This window comes from Streptomyces sp. NPDC033165, from assembly GCF_055577965.1.
Genome location: NZ_JBVIPK010000025.1, coordinates 25,858 through 41,814, shown reverse-complemented (window position 1 = coordinate 41,814; position 15,957 = coordinate 25,858). Strand labels below are relative to the sequence as shown.

Genomic DNA, 15,957 nt, shown 5'->3' with positions numbered 1-15,957 from the left:
ACCGGCCATCCCGGCATCGCCCAGGCCGCCGTCCTCGTCCACGAGGACCACCCCGGCAACACCCGCCTCACCGCCTACATCGTCGCCGACACCGAATCCACCAGCCCCAGCGAAGAGGAGGAGCGGAGCCAGATCGGGGAGTGGCAAGACCTCTACAACTCGCTGTACGCGGAGCCGGGGTCGGAGCTCGGAGAGGACTTCTCCGGGTGGAACAGCAGTTACGACGGTCAGCCCATCCCGCTGCCCGAGATGCGCGAGTGGCGAGCGGCCACGATCGAACGGGTCAAGGCGCTCAAGCCCGAACGCGTTCTGGAGATCGGCGTCGGTACCGGGTTGCTCCTCGCCGGGCTGGCACCCGAGTGCGAGGAGTACTGGGGGACCGATTTCTCACCCACCGTCGTAGAAGCGCTGCGGCGCCACGTCGACGCCGACCCCGGACTCGCCCGGCGTGTCACCCTGCGAGTGCAGGCCGCGCATGAGCACGGCGAGCTGCCGCAGGGCCACTTCGACACGATCATCCTCAACTCCGTCGTCCAGTACTTCCCGAACGCCGGCTACCTGGAACAGGTCATCGAGCAGGCATTCCGGCTGCTCGCCCCCGGCGGAGCCCTCTTCATCGGCGATGTGCGCAACCCGCGGCTGCTGCGCACCCTCGCCGCAGCTGTCCAGACGGCCTGTGCCGACGACCCGGGGGACACCACCGCCGTTCGCCGCGCGGTCGAGCAGAGCCTCGTCCTGGAGAAGGAACTCCTGGTGGACCCGGAGTACTTCACCGCGCTCGCCCACCACATCCCCGACCTCGCGGGCACCGACATCCAGCTCAAACGCGGCACCGCCCACAACGAACTCACCCGCTACCGCTACGACGCCACCCTCTACAAAACCGGCATCACCCCCCACCCGCTCACCGACATCCCCACCCGCCCCTGGCCCCGGGACCTGGACGCCCTCGCCGAGCAGTTGCGCACCGGACGGCCCGAGCAGCTGCGGGTGACCGGCGTCCCGAACGCACGTATCGCCCGCGACCTGGCCGTACAGCACGCCCTCGAAGCCGGGACGGCACCGACAGAACCACTCGTGCCCGGTGTCGATCCGGAGGATCTGCACAGGCTGGGGGAGGAGCACGGCTACCGGACCGCGATCAGCTGGAGCACGCACGATCCGGCCGTCGTCGACGTCACCTATGTCCAGCACGGAACCCTGGAAGGGCGCGTCGCCGTCGGTGCGTACGCCCCCGCGGGCGCCGCCGGTCCCGAAACGCCGCTGTCCTCCTGGACCACCAGTCCGGCCGCGGGCAGGGACACCGGCGCCCTGCTCATCGCCCTGCGCGAGCACACCCGCCGCCTGCTGCCCGACTACATGCGCCCCGACGCCATCATCCCCCTCGACCGACTGCCGCTCACCGCCAACGGCAAGCTCGACCGCGCCGCGCTCCCCACGTTCGCGCCGGAGCGCGCCGACATCGGCCGGGCGCCGGCCACTCCGCAGGAGCAGGTCGTGTGCGAGCTGTTCGCGGAGGTGCTGGGGCGGCCCGTCGTGGGTGTGGACGAGGACTTCTTCGACCTGGGCGGGCACTCCCTGCTGGCCACCCGGCTGATGGCCCGGCTGCGGGCCGCATTCGGTGTCGAGCTGGGTCTGCGGAGCCTGTTCGAGGCGCCGACCCCGGGCGGAATCGCGGCCAGGCTCGAAGTCGACGACTCGGACGGCTCCTACGAGGTGGTGCTGCCGCTGCGCCCCCGAGGCAGTCGGCCGCCGCTGTTCTTCATCCACCCGGGCGGTGGCATCAGCTGGTCGTACAGCGCGCTGATCAAGCAGATCGATCCGCAGTACCCGCTCTACGGGATCCAGGCCCGCAGCCTGGCCCGTCCGGAGCCCCGGCCGGGCAGCATCGAGGAGATGGCGGTGGACTACGCCGACCAGATCCAGAGCGTGCAGCCGCACGGGCCCTACCACCTGGCCGGCTGGTCCTTCGGCGGACTGTGCGCGCACGCCCTGGCCACGGAGTTCCGGCGGCGCGGCGAACCGGTGGCGCTGGTCGCGGTGCTCGACGTGATCCCCAACTGGCAGGGGCTGACCCACGCGGACGTACCCGCGCCCGACGACCGGGTGATGCTCCTGTACCACGTGGGTCTCGTCGATGACGGCACCCACCGGCAGGAGGACGAGGAGATGACCTTCGCCAGGGCGCGGGAGATCCTGCGTCGCCAGGGAAGCGCGCTGGCCAACCTGGACGAGGACAGGCTCGCGGCGATCACCGAGATCTCGGCGAACAACACCCACTTGACCATCGACTACCGGCCCGGCGCGATCGAAGGCGACCTGCTGCTGATCGCCTGCTCGGAGCAGCAGGACCCGCCGGTCGACGCCGCGGCCTGGGAGCCCTACGTCCGTGGCACGGTCGAAGCGCATGTGGTGCCCGGCGAGCACGGGACCATGCTGACCCGGCCCGAGACGCTGGCCGGGGTCGGCCGGATCCTGTCGGCCAAGCTCCAGGAACTCACCGGCGACGAGTGACGTTCGCAGGCCGACTTCCAGCCCCCCGTCCGCATTCTGCGAGGACCGAGACCTGAGGATTGACAACGATGCTGACCGACGTGCTCTCCGTCGACTTGGCCAAGGCCCTGGAGGCCGCCGAAAGCTGGCTGAGCGACTACATCCGCCAACCGCACAGCGAACTCGGACGCACCGGCCCGGTGTGCCCGTTCGTCGAACCGGCCCAGCGCGCCGGTGCGCTGGAGATCCGGGTCAGACTGGTGGGCCCCACCCCGAGCCAGGCCCTCATCGACGAGATCGTCCGCTGCGGCCTGGACGAGTTCAGCGAGGTCGACTGGAAGGCCGGCAACCCGAACCTGCGGTCGCTGCTGCTCGTACTGCCGGACATTCCGCCGGAGCATCTGCACCTGTTGGACGCGGCGCACACCGCGCTCAAGCCCGAGAGCGTGCGCCGTGGGCTGATGATCGCCCAGTTCCACGAGAAGTGCCGGGAGAAGGCCGCCCGCAACCCGGAGTTCGAGGTGAGCCACGCCCCCGTGCCGATGATGGCGGTGCGTTCGATGGCGATCCACGACGTGCTGTTCCTGGCGGACCGGCGGGAGTGGTTCGAGGAGTACGCGAGGCGCTTCGGGGCCCGCTACCGCAACTCGGCGCACGGCATCGATCCGCTGCTGACGGAGATGTACGAAAAGGCCTGTGCCGCACACCGGCTGGGGGCCGAGTGATGTGCGGCGGCACGAAGCCCGGGGGCACGCGATGACAGGCGCCGCCGTGTACCGGGGAATGGACCAGGCCACGTTGGACCTGCAGTACTCGCCGAGTTCCCGGGTGCCGAGCCTCGGGGCCTACCTCAGTGAGTACGAGCGGCTGAGCACGGCCGCCCGCCGGGACCATCCGGTGCGGACCGGTCTCGCCTACGGCCCGCATCCGGCCGAGTCGCTCGACTACTTTCCCGGCCCGGGCCGGGGCCGTACGCCACTGCTGGTGTTCGTGCACGGCGGGAACTGGCAGGCGCTCGGCCGCGCCGAATCGGCCTTCCCGGCACCGCCGTTGCTGGCCGCCGGAGCGTCGGTCGCGGTGGTCGAGTACGGGCTGGCACCGGACGTCGGGCTGGACACCATGGCGGGGATGGTGCGGCGGGCCGTCGACTGGCTGCTGCGGCACGCGGACCGGCTCGGGTTCGCCCCGGACCGGCTGCATCTGTGCGGCACCTCGGCCGGCGCGCACCTGGCGGCGATGGCCCTGCTGCCCGGCCCGTCGGACGGCCCGGACGTGTCCGGCCGGATCGCCGGGGCGGTGTTGCTGAGCGGCATGTACGACCTGGAGCCGGTCCGGCTGTCGTACGTCAACGAGGCGCTGCGGCTGGACGAGGCCGGGGCGCGCCGCAACAGCCCCCTGGGCCGGCTGCCGTCGCGGCTGCCCCCGGTGGTGGTCGCCCGCGGCGGCAACGAGACCGAGGAGTACGTCCGCCAGCACGAGCGGATGGTGAGGGCACTGCGCCCCCGGGCGAAGGTGACGGAGGTCGTCGCCGAGCTGCGCGACCACTTCGATCTCCCCTACGACCTGGGGGCGAGGGGCACCGGACTGGGCGACGCGGTCCTCGCACAGATGGAACCGGGAGGAACGACCACATGACCACCGAGGAGACCGCCCAGGGCTCAGGACAGGGCCTCGGATGTCCGCTGTCCGCCCCCGCCCCGCCGGGCACCACCCCGTACGCGCACTACGCGCGCATGGACGAACTGCTGGCGCTCCAGCATCCGCTCAGCGCGGCGGACACCGAGCCGGGCTTCATCATCATGAGCCAGGTCAAGGAGCTCCTCTTCAAGCTGCTGCACACGGAACTGACCACCGCCCGCAACCAGTTGGACAAGGACGGGCTCCGCGACGCGCTGTGGACACTGCGCAGGTCGGCACGAGTGCAGCAGGTGCTGCTGGTGTCCTGGGAGACGTTCTCCGTGCTGTCACCCGCGGAGTTCGCCGAGTTCCGGGACGTCCTCGGGTCGGCCTCCGGCTTCCAGTCGGCCGGCTACCGGCGACTGGAGTTCCTGCTCGGCAACAAGAACCCGGCGATGGTGGAGCCGCACCGGGACACGGTCGGCCATGACGCGGTGGTGAACCAACTGCGGGAGCCGAGCCTGTACGACGCGGCGCTCGCCCTGCTGGCCCGTCGCGGGCTGCTCACACCGGACGAATCCCCGACCCCGGACACCACACTGCCCTACCGGACCGGCACCGAGGTCGAGGAGGCCTGGCGGGCGGTCTACCAGGACCCGGCCCGCCACCACGACCTCCATCTGCTCGCCGAGGCACTCATGGACACCGCGGAGCAGTTCGCCCGCTGGCGCTACACGCACCTCGTCACCGTGCAGCGGATGCTGGGCGCCAAGCCCGGCACCGGCGGCACGGAGGGCGTGGCCTGGCTCGCCCGGATCAGTCAGCACCGCTTCTTCCCGGAGCTCTGGTCGGTGCGCTCGACGCTCTGACCGGCCGCAGGGCATGACGGAGAACGCCAGGACACGGCAGACGCCGACGACACGAAAGAGGAGGAGCGCCGATGGAGGGCGGTATCCCGCGCACGGCGGCCGAGGAGTTGGACGCGGCCGATCCGCTGGCCGGGTTCCGGGAACGGTTCGTCATCACCGATCCGGAGCTGGTCTACCTCGACGGCAACTCGCTGGGCCGGCTGCCCGCGGCCACCTCGGACCTCCTGCGCGAGGTGGTCGAGGAGGGCTGGGGCGGCGGGCTGGTGCGTTCCTGGCAGGGGTGGATCGACTGGGGCGCCCGGCTCGGTGACCGTCTTGCCGGGCACGTCCTCGGCGCGCGGCCCGGCGAGGTGGTGATCTCGGACTCCACCTCGGTCAATCTGTACAAGCTGGCCGGTGCCGCACTGGACGCCGCGCCGGGGAGGGGCACCGTCCTCATGGACGCCGAGGACTTCCCGACCAACCGGTACGTGCTCCAGGGCCTCGCCGAGCAGCGCGGGCTGCGCCTGCGGCGACTCGCTTCCGATCTCGACGGCGGCCTCGATCTCGACGTGCTGCGCTCCGCCCTGGACCAGGACGTCGCACTGGTGGTTCTCTCGTTGGTGTCGTACCGCAGCGGCGCGCTCCTGGACATGGCCCAGGTGAACGAACTGGCCCGCGCGGCCGGCGCCCGGGTCCTGTGGGACCTGTCGCACGCGGCCGGAGCCGTGCCCGTCGACCTCGCTGCGACCGGCGCGGAGCTGGCCGTGGGGTGCACGTACAAGTACCTCAACGGCGGCCCGGGTTCGCCTGCCTTCCTCTACGTGCGCACCGAGCTGCACGCCGAGCTGCGCCAGCCGGTGTGGGGCTGGTTCGGGCAGCGGGAGCAGTTCCGGATGGGGCCCGACTACGATCCGGTGCCGGGAATCGAGCGGTTCCTCGTGAGCACCCCGCCGCTGCTGTCCCTGGCGGCGATCGACCCGGCGCTCGCCCTCGTCGAAGAGGCCGGAGTGGCGCGTATCCGGGCCAAGGGGCTGCTGCTGGGACGGCTCGTCGATGACCTGTCCGACGCCTGGCTCACCCCTCTGGGCTTCCGCCGGGCCTCACCGCGGACGCCCGAACTGCGCGGTTCGCATGTGTCGCTCCACCACCCCGACGCCTGGCGGATCTGCCAGACGCTCGCCTCCGACGCGAAGGTGGTCTGCGACTACCGGGTCCCGGACCGGCTGAGGATCGGCCCGTCACCGCTCTACACCCGGTTCACCGAGGTCTGGGACGCGCTGGCCCGTCTGCGTCGGATCGCCGCCGGGCGGACCTATGCGTCCCGTCCCGCGGATCTGGCCCGGGTGACATGACCGCCGGCCCGGCGCGGCCCATGGCCTGCCCGAACCCTCACCACCCCTCGCGATACGGAGTGCCCATGACTGACGCAACCCCGCTCACCACCGACGGCCTGGTACAGATCCTGTTCGGCTCCTCCGCCTTCCAGATGCTCAACGCGGGCCGCAATCTGGGCTTGTTCCCGCTGCTCCACCGGCGCCCCGGCCTGACCCCGCAGGAGATCGGACACGAACTCGGCCTGGCCGAACGCCCGGTGCAGATTCTGCTCCTGGGCACCACCGCACTGGGGTTGACGGTCCGTCAAGGGTCCGGATACCTCAACGCCGACGTACTGAACGGCAAGTTCGAAGACGGGACCTGGGAGATCATCGAGGACCTGATCGAGTACGAGGAGCGGATCGTCCGCCCCGCCGAGGTGGACTTCACGGAGTCGCTGCGCAAGAACACCAACGTAGGCCTGCGGCGGATCAAGGGAACCGGCCCGGACCTGTACCACAGGCTGTCCGAGGACCCCGACCTTGAGCAGCTGTTCTACCGCTGCATGCGGTCCTGGTCCCGGCTGTCGAACCCCGTACTGGTCGAGCAGGCCGACTTGACCGGGGTGCGCCGGGTGCTCGACGTCGGCGGCGGTGACGGCGTCAACGCCATCGCGCTCGCACAGGCCAACCCCGGCGTCGAGTTCACCGTCCTGGACCTTCCCGGCACAGTGGAGATCGCTCGCCGCAAGATCGACGAGCAGGGTCTGGCCGAACGGATCTCCGTCCGGGCGGCCGACATCTTCGCCGACGACTATCCGCCGGGACACGACTGCGTACTGTTCGCCAACCAGTTGGTGATCTGGTCGCCGCAGGAGAACGTGCGCCTGCTGCGCAAGGCCCACACGGCCCTGCCGGACGGTGGGCGCGTGCTGGTGTTCAACGCCATGTCCGACGACGACGGCGACGGTCCGCTGTACGCCGCCCTCGACAACGTGTACTTCGCGACCCTGCCCGCCGCGAGCAGCACCATCTACCCGTGGGGCCAGTACGAGGAGTGGTTCGCCGCGGCCGGCTTCGTGAAGCCCGAGCGGCTTCCAGGCGGTCAATGGACGCCGCACGGCGTGATCAGCGCGGTCAAGTGACGCCCCAGGGAGAGCCGGAACCAATCATGTCCCTCACTTCCCATGACGCCTCGCCGACCGGGGAAGCAGCTCAGTGCCCCGCCGGTCCGCACATGACCGATCCGGATCTGCTCCGGGACCCCTTCGGCGGCTACGGCCGACTGCGCGAACAGGGCCCGGTGGTCAACGGCAGATTCGTCGACGGCACCCCGGTGTGGTTCGTGACCCGCTACGACGATGTCCGCGCGGCGCTGCGCGACCCTCGGCTCGTCAACACCCCCTCCAACGTGCCGGGGGAGGGGGGCGCGGACCCGCGCGAGGGGATGATGGAGCTCCTCAAGATCCCCGAGCATCTGCGGCGCTATCTGCTCGGCTCCATCCTGGACAGCGACCCGCCGGACCACCCCAGGCTGCGCCGCCTGGTGACCCGGGCGTTCGCGGCCCGCCGGATCCTCGATCTGCGGCCGGACATCGAGCGGATCGCCGACCGGCTGTTGACCGAGCTGCCGCACCGGGAGGAGGAGGGGGCGGTCGATCTCCTGGAGCACTTCGCGTATCCGCTGTCGATCACGGTGATCTGCGAGCTCGTCGGGATTCCGGCGGCCGACCTCGACCGGTGGCGGGAGTGGGGCGGCGACCTGGTCTCGATGCGGCCGGAACGACTCCAGCACTCCTTCCCCGTGATGATCGATTACTGCCACGAACTGATCGAGCGGCGCCGGGCAGCCCTGAGGGACGATCTGCTGAGCGAGCTGATCCGGGCCCAGGACGACGACGGGGGACGGCTCAGCGACGTCGAGATGGTCACCATGATCCTCACGCTGGTGCTGGCCGGTCACGAGACGAGCGCACATCTGATCGGCAACGGCACCGCCGCGCTGCTCACCCACCCCGACCAGCTGGCGTTGCTGCGCGAGGACCCGGCGCTGGTGCCGCGCGCGGTGCACGAGCTGATGCGCTGGTGCGGGTCGGTGCACGTGGCGCGGCTGCGCTACGCCACCGAGGACCTGGAACTCGCCGGCACCCCCATCGCCCGTGGCGACGCGGTCCAACTCGTGCTGGTGTCAGCCAACTTCGACCCGCGCCACTACACCGACCCGGACCGCCTGGACATCACGCGGCAGCAGGACGGCCAGGCCGAGAACCATGTCGGCTTCGGTCACGGCATCCACTACTGCCTGGGTGCCACGCTGGCCCGGCAGGAGGGGGAGGCGGCCTTCGCCAGGTTGCTGGAGCACTACCCGGGCATGGCGCTCGCGGACGACGGCGCCGAACTGGACCGAGCCCTGCTGCCGGGCAGCTGGCGACTGAACTCGCTTCGGCTTCGGCTTCGGCCCTGATCGTGCTCGCGGAAAGGGGCCGCCCGGCATCGGGCGGCCCCTTTCCGCGAGCGTCCTGCGGCGGACCGGAAGGACGCTCAGTCCTCGGGCGGCGCGTCACCCAGGGCGATGGCCTGCACCGGACAGGACAGGGCCGCCTCCTGCACCTGCTGCCGCGCCGCCGTCGCAGTACCTCCGGGCACCAGCTGCGAGTACCCGTCGTCGTCCTGGGTGAACACGCCGGGCGCCGTGAGAACGCACTGGCCGGACCCTATGCATGTGTGATGGTCGATGCGGATCTGCATGAAAGGCCGTCTCCGGTGGTCGGGCGGGCCGGGTCCGTCAGTCACCGAGTTCGTGCGCGGCGGCGCGGTCGAGTGTCACGAGTATCCATTCCTCGAAGTCCCCTTCGGCCTTCGAAGCGGCCTCGCGCCAGCGCTCCACACGATCGACGGGCACGCTGATCCTGGGCAGACTGACCCGGGCGAGCGGGGCCGACCGATTGCCCTGACGGCTCTCCCGCAGCCGGAGTCTGAGCAGGTTCCTGGACCAGCTGTGCTGCTCCGCGCGGTCGAGCCAGGTGTCCGCCTGCGTGGGAGGGAGGGAGACGACCTCGGCGTGGTGGCCGAAGCTCAGGTTCTCGCGCCGCCGCCCGATCTCGAAGTGCCGTGCCACCCAGGCGTAGTTGCGCAGCGTCTGGTAGTCGAGCCCGGCAGCCTGGACTCCGGTCCGGTAGCGGTCGGCGTATCGCTCCTGGCCGTACACGAGCCAGTCGCCCAGACACCAGGCCGAGGAGTCGGCGATCTGGAAGATGTGCAGTCCGGCCTTCTCCCACCGGTCGTACGGCAGGGCGGCCGGGATCCTCAGGCCGACCCGCGTGGTCAGGATGCGCTCCTGGCCGTTGCTTCCGGGGTGAGCGGCCGCTTCGCCCGGTCTGCGGCCAACTGGTAATCGACTGTCACGCTGGTGGTACTTGGCGGTCTGCTGCACGAGCTTTCCCCCCTGGAATTGAGCCATGGTCACTTCTCGCACCAGTCGTCGGCGGCTGAGAATCATGAAAGATCACCAGACCAAAAAGACCGTAGATTATCGATCGGTGTATCGTCAATGATCACTTTTGGACGAGTCGTGATCCGGTGGGGATGTTAGAGGTACCTCATTCGGCGAAGTGATGTGGTGCTCGGTGGTCAGGTGAACCCTCGACCCGTACGTGCCCCGGCCGACGGGGCTCGGAGCTGTCAGGTCCGCCTTCCGAGTCGATGCCGTCAAGGATCAATTCCAGGCCGACCCGGAAGGCTTCCCCGGCCTCCCGCTCCACCGGCGGTGCGATGTCACCCGACTCCTCCCGGGCGGCAGCGGCGGCGGCAGCGGCCGCGTGCGACTCCAGTGCCGCCAGCGCCGGGAAACGCTCGGCGAAGTCCGGCGCCACCTCGGTGAGCAGGGTGGTCCGCACCGTCCACCATTCCTCGTCGGACACTCCGGTCTCCGGTGCCGCCTGCCGGTGCTCCGCGGCGACCCGGGCCATGCCCCGGACGAACTGGAACAGTACGGCGATGACCCGCCGGATCTTCAGCGGTTCCAGGCCGGTTCCGTCCAGGATCCGCACAACCGTCTCCAGCTGCGCGTATTCACCCGGCCCGAGCACCGGCCTGGCCTGGGAGACCTGTAGCACCCACGGGTGTCGCAGATAGAAGGCCCACGTGTCGTCGGCCCAGGCGGTGATCGCCGGACGCCACCCCGAGCTGGTGTCGTACTCGGTGGGCAGCTCGGCCAGTACCCGGTCGTGCATGAGGTCGACCAGCTCGCTCTTGCTCGGCACATAGGTGTAGAGCGCCATGGCGGTCCGTCCCAGCCACGCCCCCACGGCCCGCATCGACAGAGCCGCCATCCCCTGCGCCTCGGCGACCGCGATGCCTGCGGCCGCGATCGTGTCGACGTCGAGTCCCGGCTTCGGCCCGGGGGCGGCTCTGGTGGCACCGGAATCGGCCGAGCGCCAGAGGAGGGCCATCGAGCGGCGGGCGTCGCCCTGCCCGGCAAAAATAACCACCTTGCAACTCCTTACTGCATAAAGTACTCTCGCTCAAGCATCTCCTTACGGCGTAAGGATATCAGGCGGATGCGTTCCCGCCCCGGGATGCCCAGCACTCTTGGAAGGTTTTCGATGGCAGAGCTCCCTGTTTCATTCATCCAGGTCACCGACATCACGCACGTCACACCGCGCATGGCCCGAGTGACGTTCGACGCCGAGCGACTCGACGACTCCGTGGGCCGGACGCCGGACCAGCAGGTCAAGCTCTGCTTCCCGCGGTCCGGCCAGCAGCTGCCCGTTCTGCCGGAGCAGGGCGACGACGCGACGAGCTGGTACCAGGCATTTCTGGCCATTCCGGAGAGCGAGCGGCCGTGGATGCGCAGTTTCACCATCCGCCGACGCGGACCGGCCAACACCGTCGAGATCGACTTCGTCCTGCACGGCGACACCGGCCCCGCCACCAGCTGGGCCGGTTCCGCCCGTCCCGGTGACCGGCTCGGCATGGTCGGCCCGTCGGAGGTCTACTCCGCGCCCGTCTCCCTGACGGACTCGATCGCGAACTCCGACTGGCTCCTGCTCGCCGGAGACGAGACCGCGTTGCCGGCCATCGGCACCCTGCTGGAGGCCCTGCCCGAGGGAGCTCCTGCCCTGGCCTTCATCGAAGTCGCCGACGCCGCCGAGCGCCAGGACTTCGAGACCGCGGGCGACGCCACGGTCAACTGGCTGTACCGCCAGGGAACCCCGCCCGGCCGGAGCGACGTGCTGATCGACGCCGTACGCAAGGCCGAGTTCCTCCCCGGCAGCCCGTTCGCCTGGCTGGCGGGCGAGTCGGGTGCCGTCCGGGCGCTCCGCCGCCACCTGGTCAACGACCGGGGACTGGACAAGGCGTCGATCGACTTCAGCGGGTACTGGCGGTTCAAGCTGACCCAGGACGACGCGCCGACCGCGGAGGACATGGCCGAAGCGCAGGAGCGGCTCGCGCAGTTCCAGGCCGCTGCTGCCGACGGCCGTCCGGAGTGAACCGTGCGGAGGGGCCCGGCACACGGCCGGGCCCCTCCGTGATCCGACCCAGAAGCGGTACGCGCGAAGGAAGGCTCTTATGATCACAGTGCGAGGCCTCGCCCGGCAGTTCACCCTCCGCGGGCGGACCGTCGACGCGGTGAAGGGCATCGACCTCGATGTCGAGGCAGGGGAACTGGTCGGGTTCCTCGGCCCCAACGGCGCCGGCAAGACCACGACCCTGCGGATGCTGACGACCTTGCTGCGGCCCACCCGCGGCTCGGGCACGGTGGCCGGCTGCGATCTGCTGACGGACCCGCAGGGGGTGCGCCGCAGGATCGGCTACGTGGCGCAGGGCGGCTCCACCTGGCCGGAGTCCAGAGTCGCGGAGGAGATCGAACTCCAAGCCCGGCTCTACGGCCTGTCGAAGGCCGAGGCCCGGCGGCGCGGGGCGCTGCTGGCGGAGCGGCTCGACCTCTCCGGCCTGGACCAGCGTCCCGCCAAGACGCTCTCCGGCGGCCAGCGACGCCGTCTCGACGTCGCGCTGGGACTGGTGCACGAACCCGAGCTGGTGTTCCTGGACGAGCCCACCTCCGGCCTGGACCCGCAGAGCCGGGCCAACCTGTGGGACCACGTCCGCCGGATGCACGCCGAGCAGGGCATGACCGTCTTCCTCACCACCCACTACCTCGACGAGGCCGATGCCCTCTGCGACCGGATCCTGGTGACGGACCACGGCGCGATCGTCGCCGAGGGCACCCCGGACGAACTCAAGGCCCGCGTAGCCGGTGACTCGATCACGGTCGACGTCGCCGACCAGGCTGACGAGGCCGCCGAATTGGCACGCCGTCTGCCCGACGCGCATGAGGTCACGGTCGTCGCCGACACCGTACGGTTCAGGGTTCCCCGTGGTGACGCCGTGCTGGCGGAGCTGCTGCGTGCCCTGGACAGCCAAGGGATCACCATGACCTCGGTCAAGGTGAACCGGCCCACCCTCGACGACGTCTTCCTCAGCCTGACGGGGCGCTCCCTGCGCGACGGCGAGGCGCCGACCCCGGCTCTGGAGGCCACCCATGCCGCGTGACACCTTGCTGATCTTCCTCAGGGACATGAAACTGTGCCTGCGCAGTCCCACCTGGCTGATCATCGGGATCATGCAGCCGCTGTTGTACCTGTTCCTCTTCGGGCCGCTCATGGTGACGGTCGTCGACCACACCCCCGGCTTCCCGTCCGGAAACGCCTGGGTCGTGCTCACGCCGGCGCTCATCGTGCAGACGGCACTGTTCAGCGGTTCGTTCGCCGGGGTCGGGCTGCTCACCGAGTACCGGGTGGGCGTGGTCGACCGTTTCCGCGGCACCCCGGCCAGCCGGTCGGCCCTGCTGTTCGGCAAGGTCCTGGCCCAGGCCGTCCAAGCGACCGCGCAGTCGGTGCTGATCGTGCTCGTGACGCTGGTCGTCTTCGACCTGGACGCGCCGGTGTCCGGCATGCTGCTGAGCCTCGCGATCGCCGCGGTGCTGGCCATCACGCTGTCCTCGGGGTCCTACGCACTGGCGCTGATCCTCAAGAGCGAGGCCGCGTTCCCCTCACTGATGAACGCCGTGCTCCTGCCGCTGCTGCTGCTGTCCGGCGTGCTGCTGCCGGTAACCGAGCAACTGGCCCCCGGCTGGCTCTACAACCTGGCCCGGATCAACCCTCTGACCCATGTGGTCGACGCCGGACGTGCGGCGTTCCGTGGGGACTTGGGTTCGACAGGACTGCTGACGGGTTCCCTCGTCCTGTTGGCCATGGCCGCGCTGGCCCTCCTGTGGGGCACGCGGACGTTCCAGAAGGAGAACGCCTGAGAGCCGTCTCTTCCTGCCCGACCACGACCGGGGCTCGCCGGGAAGCCCCACCCGTACCATCCGAGGAGCACATGTGAGTACCGACGCCATCAAGGTGACCGGTGCGCGGGAGAACAACCTCAAGAACGTCTCGGTGGAGATCCCGAAGCGGAGCCTGACGGTCTTCACGGGGGTCTCCGGCTCGGGGAAGTCCTCCCTGGTGTTCGACACCATCGCCGCCGAGGCCCAGCGCCAGCTCAACGAGACCTTCACCGCCTTCGTCCGCAAATTCCTGCCCGACCACGGCCGTCCGGACATGGACGCCATCGAGAACATCTCCGCCGCCGTCGTCATCGACCAGAAACGCCTGGGCGGCAACCCGCGCTCCACCGTGGGCACCATCACGGACATCAACCCGCTGCTGCGGCTGCTGTTCTCACGCGCGGGCGACCCCGTCGGCCTGCCGCCCGGCGCCTTCTCGTTCAACGACCCCCAAGGCATGTGCCCGGCCTGCGAGGGCCTGGGCAGGGTCGTGGAACTCGACCTGGACGCATTTGTCGACCGCACCAGATCCCTCAATCAGGGCGCTCTGCTGCACCCGGACTTCTCCACGGACAGCTGGTACTGGCTGAGTTACGTGAAGTCCGGCCTCTTCGACAACGACAAGCCGTTGGCCGACTTCACCGAGCAGGAGTGGTGGTCGCTGCTGCACGGAGAGCTGCCGCAAAAGCTCCGCCTGGACTGGCAGGGCAACACCCTGAACGTCAAGTACGAGGGGCTGGCCGCCAAGTTCACCAGGCTCTACATCAAGAAGGAGGACATGTCCGAGCGCAGCCGCCAGGTCTTCCAGCGGTTCGTCCGTTCGGCTCCCTGCGCGGACTGCGCGGGCACCCGCCTCGCGCCCGCCGCCCGTGCCTGCCGGATCGCCGGCCACCGCATCGCGGACCTCACCTCGATGGAGGCCGAACGGCTGGGCGAGGTCCTGGCGGGACTGGACCTGCCCGCGGTGAAACCGGTCCTGGACGACCTGGTCTCCCGTCTCGGGCATCTGGCCGAGATCGGTCTCGGCTACCTGAGTCTGGACCGGGAGACCCGCACGCTCTCGGGCGGCGAGTCGCAGCGGATCAAAATGGTCCGCCATCTGTCCAGCGGCCTGAACGAGATGCTGTACGTCTTCGACGAACCGAGCGTCGGCCTGCACGCCCGGGACGTGCACCGGCTCAAGGAACTCCTGCTCGAACTGCGGGACAAGAGCAACACCGTTCTCGTGGTCGAGCACGACCCGGACGTCATGGCCATCGCGGACCATGTGGTCGACATGGGCCCGAAGGCCGGGACGCTGGGTGGCGAGGTGGTCTACGAGGGAAGTTTCACCGGCCTCGCCGAGGCCGACACCCTTACCGGCCGTCACCTCCGGCACCGCCTGCCGGTGAAGGCCGAGCCCCGCCGCCCGACCGGCGCGCTCACCGTCACCGGGGCGAACAGCCACAACCTCAGGGATGTCACGGTCGACTTTCCCACCGGCGTCCTGACCGTGGTGACCGGAGTGGCCGGGTCGGGGAAGAGCTCCTTGGTCCATGACGACTTCCTGAGCCGGCATCCGGACGCGATCGTGATCGATCAGTCCGCGGTGACGGGCAGCCGTCGGTCCAGCACCGCCACCTACACCGGGCTGCTGGACCCGATCCGCAAGCTGTTCGCCAAGGCCAACAACGTCAGCGCCTCGCTGTTCAGCGCGAACTCCAAGGGCGCCTGCTCCAACTGCCAAGGGCTCGGCGTGCTCTACACCGACCTCGCGTTCCTGGAGACGCTGAAGTCCGTCTGCGAGGTCTGCCAGGGCCGCCGCTTCTCCGACGACGTCCTCGGCCACCGACTGCGCGGCCGGTCGATCAGCGACGTACTGGCAATGACGGCATCCGAGGCCGCGGACTTCTTCACCGAGCCCAAGCTCCGCCAGGTGCTGAGCGCACTGACCGAGGTGGGCCTGGACTACGTCGGTCTCGGCCAGCCGCTCAGTACGCTGTCCGGCGGCGAGTGCCAGCGCCTCAAGCTCGCCGCCGACCTGCACCGGGTCGGCAGCGTCTACGTGATGGACGAGCCCACCACCGGCCTGCACATGTCCGACACGCACCGCCTCCTCGGGATCGTCGAGCGCCTCGTCGACCAGGGCAACACCGTGATCGTCATCGAGCACAACCTCGACATCGTCAAGAGCGCGGACTGGATCATCGACCTCGGCCCCGAGGGCGGCAGCGGCGGCGGCAGGATCCTGTTCGAGGGAACCCCGGCCGAACTCCTGAAGGCCACCGGCTCCCATACCGCCGAGTACCTCCGCCGGGACCTCTCGGGCATCTGACGCATCCGCGGTGACCGTCCGCCGCCGCGCCTCGGC

Annotated in this window: 14 protein-coding genes; 11 read left to right on the top strand and 3 right to left on the bottom strand. The window is 69.9% G+C overall.

The features are described from left to right. The 7 genes from ACZ5WC_RS32400 to ACZ5WC_RS32370 form a co-directional block, all read left to right on the top strand. Nucleotides 1-2,514 (top strand): class I SAM-dependent methyltransferase (locus tag ACZ5WC_RS32400; RefSeq protein ID WP_468544175.1); only part of this gene is annotated, 2,514 nt, incomplete at its 5' end. 68 nt (nucleotides 2,515-2,582) lie between these two features. Beyond that, nucleotides 2,583-3,218 (top strand): DUF6875 domain-containing protein, encoded by a 636-nt coding sequence (locus tag ACZ5WC_RS32395; protein ID WP_096632684.1) that lies wholly within the window; start codon nucleotides 2,583-2,585, stop codon nucleotides 3,216-3,218. 31 nt (nucleotides 3,219-3,249) lie between these two features. Beyond that, on the top strand, nucleotides 3,250-4,128 hold the full coding sequence (locus ACZ5WC_RS32390; protein ID WP_468544174.1) for an alpha/beta hydrolase: 879 nt from the start codon (nucleotides 3,250-3,252) through the stop codon (nucleotides 4,126-4,128). Further along, nucleotides 4,125-4,979 (top strand): tryptophan 2,3-dioxygenase, encoded by an 855-nt coding sequence (locus ACZ5WC_RS32385; protein WP_468544173.1) that lies wholly within the window; start codon nucleotides 4,125-4,127, stop codon nucleotides 4,977-4,979. Before ACZ5WC_RS32390 ends, ACZ5WC_RS32385 begins: the two co-directional genes overlap by 4 nt. Before the next feature lie 71 nt (nucleotides 4,980-5,050). After that, the gene (kynU, locus tag ACZ5WC_RS32380) at nucleotides 5,051-6,313 is read left to right on the top strand and encodes a kynureninase (protein WP_468544172.1); all 1,263 of its coding nucleotides are present in this window, start codon (nucleotides 5,051-5,053) and stop codon (nucleotides 6,311-6,313) included. 65 nt (nucleotides 6,314-6,378) lie between these two features. Beyond that, complete coding sequence (locus ACZ5WC_RS32375; protein WP_468544171.1) at nucleotides 6,379-7,419, top strand: methyltransferase; 1,041 nt, start codon at nucleotides 6,379-6,381, stop codon at nucleotides 7,417-7,419. Between the two features lie 92 nt (nucleotides 7,420-7,511). Then, a complete protein-coding gene (locus ACZ5WC_RS32370) occupies nucleotides 7,512-8,738 on the top strand; it encodes a cytochrome P450 family protein (RefSeq protein WP_468544170.1) in 1,227 nt (408 codons plus the stop codon). 77 nt (nucleotides 8,739-8,815) lie between these two features. Here ACZ5WC_RS32370 and ACZ5WC_RS32365 read toward each other — a convergent pair whose 3' ends face one another. The 3 genes from ACZ5WC_RS32365 to ACZ5WC_RS32355 form a co-directional block, all read right to left on the bottom strand. Further along, complete coding sequence (locus ACZ5WC_RS32365; RefSeq protein ID WP_468544169.1) at nucleotides 8,816-9,022, bottom strand: ferredoxin; 207 nt, start codon at nucleotides 9,020-9,022, stop codon at nucleotides 8,816-8,818. 37 nt (nucleotides 9,023-9,059) lie between these two features. Next, on the bottom strand, nucleotides 9,060-9,734 hold the full coding sequence (locus tag ACZ5WC_RS32360; protein ID WP_468544168.1) for an LmbU family transcriptional regulator: 675 nt from the start codon (nucleotides 9,732-9,734) through the stop codon (nucleotides 9,060-9,062). Nucleotides 9,735-9,873: 139 nt separating this feature from the next. Next, nucleotides 9,874-10,764 carry a TetR/AcrR family transcriptional regulator gene (locus ACZ5WC_RS32355; RefSeq protein ID WP_468544167.1) on the bottom strand — a complete coding sequence of 297 codons (891 nt, stop codon included), beginning with the start codon at nucleotides 10,762-10,764 and terminating at the stop codon, nucleotides 9,874-9,876. A 114-nt stretch (nucleotides 10,765-10,878) separates the two neighbouring features. On the opposite strand from ACZ5WC_RS32355, the gene ACZ5WC_RS32350 reads away from it, so the two are divergent. From ACZ5WC_RS32350 to ACZ5WC_RS32335, 4 genes are all read left to right on the top strand, one after another. Further along, a complete protein-coding gene (locus ACZ5WC_RS32350) occupies nucleotides 10,879-11,766 on the top strand; it encodes a siderophore-interacting protein (protein ID WP_468544166.1) in 888 nt (295 codons plus the stop codon). Between the two features lie 79 nt (nucleotides 11,767-11,845). Then, complete coding sequence (locus ACZ5WC_RS32345; RefSeq protein WP_468544165.1) at nucleotides 11,846-12,829, top strand: ATP-binding cassette domain-containing protein; 984 nt, start codon at nucleotides 11,846-11,848, stop codon at nucleotides 12,827-12,829. Then, nucleotides 12,819-13,586, top strand: coding sequence for an ABC transporter permease (locus ACZ5WC_RS32340; protein WP_468544164.1), 768 nt, complete (start codon nucleotides 12,819-12,821; stop codon nucleotides 13,584-13,586). Before ACZ5WC_RS32345 ends, ACZ5WC_RS32340 begins: the two co-directional genes overlap by 11 nt. A 73-nt stretch (nucleotides 13,587-13,659) precedes the next feature. Continuing rightward, entirely contained in the window at nucleotides 13,660-15,921 is a 2,262-nt protein-coding gene (locus ACZ5WC_RS32335) for an ATP-binding cassette domain-containing protein (protein WP_468544163.1), read from the top strand. Nucleotides 15,922-15,957 lie beyond the last annotated feature (36 nt).

Bases quoted from the DNA above. Each gene is read 5' to 3' on its own strand.
- ACZ5WC_RS32365 (WP_468544169.1), bottom strand. From the start codon at position 9,022: ATGCAGATCCGCATCGACCATCACACATGCATAGGGTCCGGCCAGTGC.
- ACZ5WC_RS32360 (WP_468544168.1), bottom strand. From the start codon at position 9,734: ATGGCTCAATTCCAGGGGGGAAAGCTCGTGCAGCAGACCGCCAAGTAC.
- ACZ5WC_RS32345 (WP_468544165.1), top strand. From the start codon at position 11,846: ATGATCACAGTGCGAGGCCTCGCCCGGCAGTTCACCCTCCGCGGGCGG.
- kynU (WP_468544172.1), top strand. From the start codon at position 5,051: ATGGAGGGCGGTATCCCGCGCACGGCGGCCGAGGAGTTGGACGCGGCC.
- ACZ5WC_RS32390 (WP_468544174.1), top strand. From the start codon at position 3,250: ATGACAGGCGCCGCCGTGTACCGGGGAATGGACCAGGCCACGTTGGAC.
- ACZ5WC_RS32350 (WP_468544166.1), top strand. From the start codon at position 10,879: ATGGCAGAGCTCCCTGTTTCATTCATCCAGGTCACCGACATCACGCAC.
- ACZ5WC_RS32385 (WP_468544173.1), top strand. From the start codon at position 4,125: ATGACCACCGAGGAGACCGCCCAGGGCTCAGGACAGGGCCTCGGATGT.
- ACZ5WC_RS32340 (WP_468544164.1), top strand. From the start codon at position 12,819: ATGCCGCGTGACACCTTGCTGATCTTCCTCAGGGACATGAAACTGTGC.
- ACZ5WC_RS32395 (WP_096632684.1), top strand. From the start codon at position 2,583: ATGCTGACCGACGTGCTCTCCGTCGACTTGGCCAAGGCCCTGGAGGCC.
- ACZ5WC_RS32370 (WP_468544170.1), top strand. From the start codon at position 7,512: ATGACCGATCCGGATCTGCTCCGGGACCCCTTCGGCGGCTACGGCCGA.
- ACZ5WC_RS32375 (WP_468544171.1), top strand. From the start codon at position 6,379: ATGACTGACGCAACCCCGCTCACCACCGACGGCCTGGTACAGATCCTG.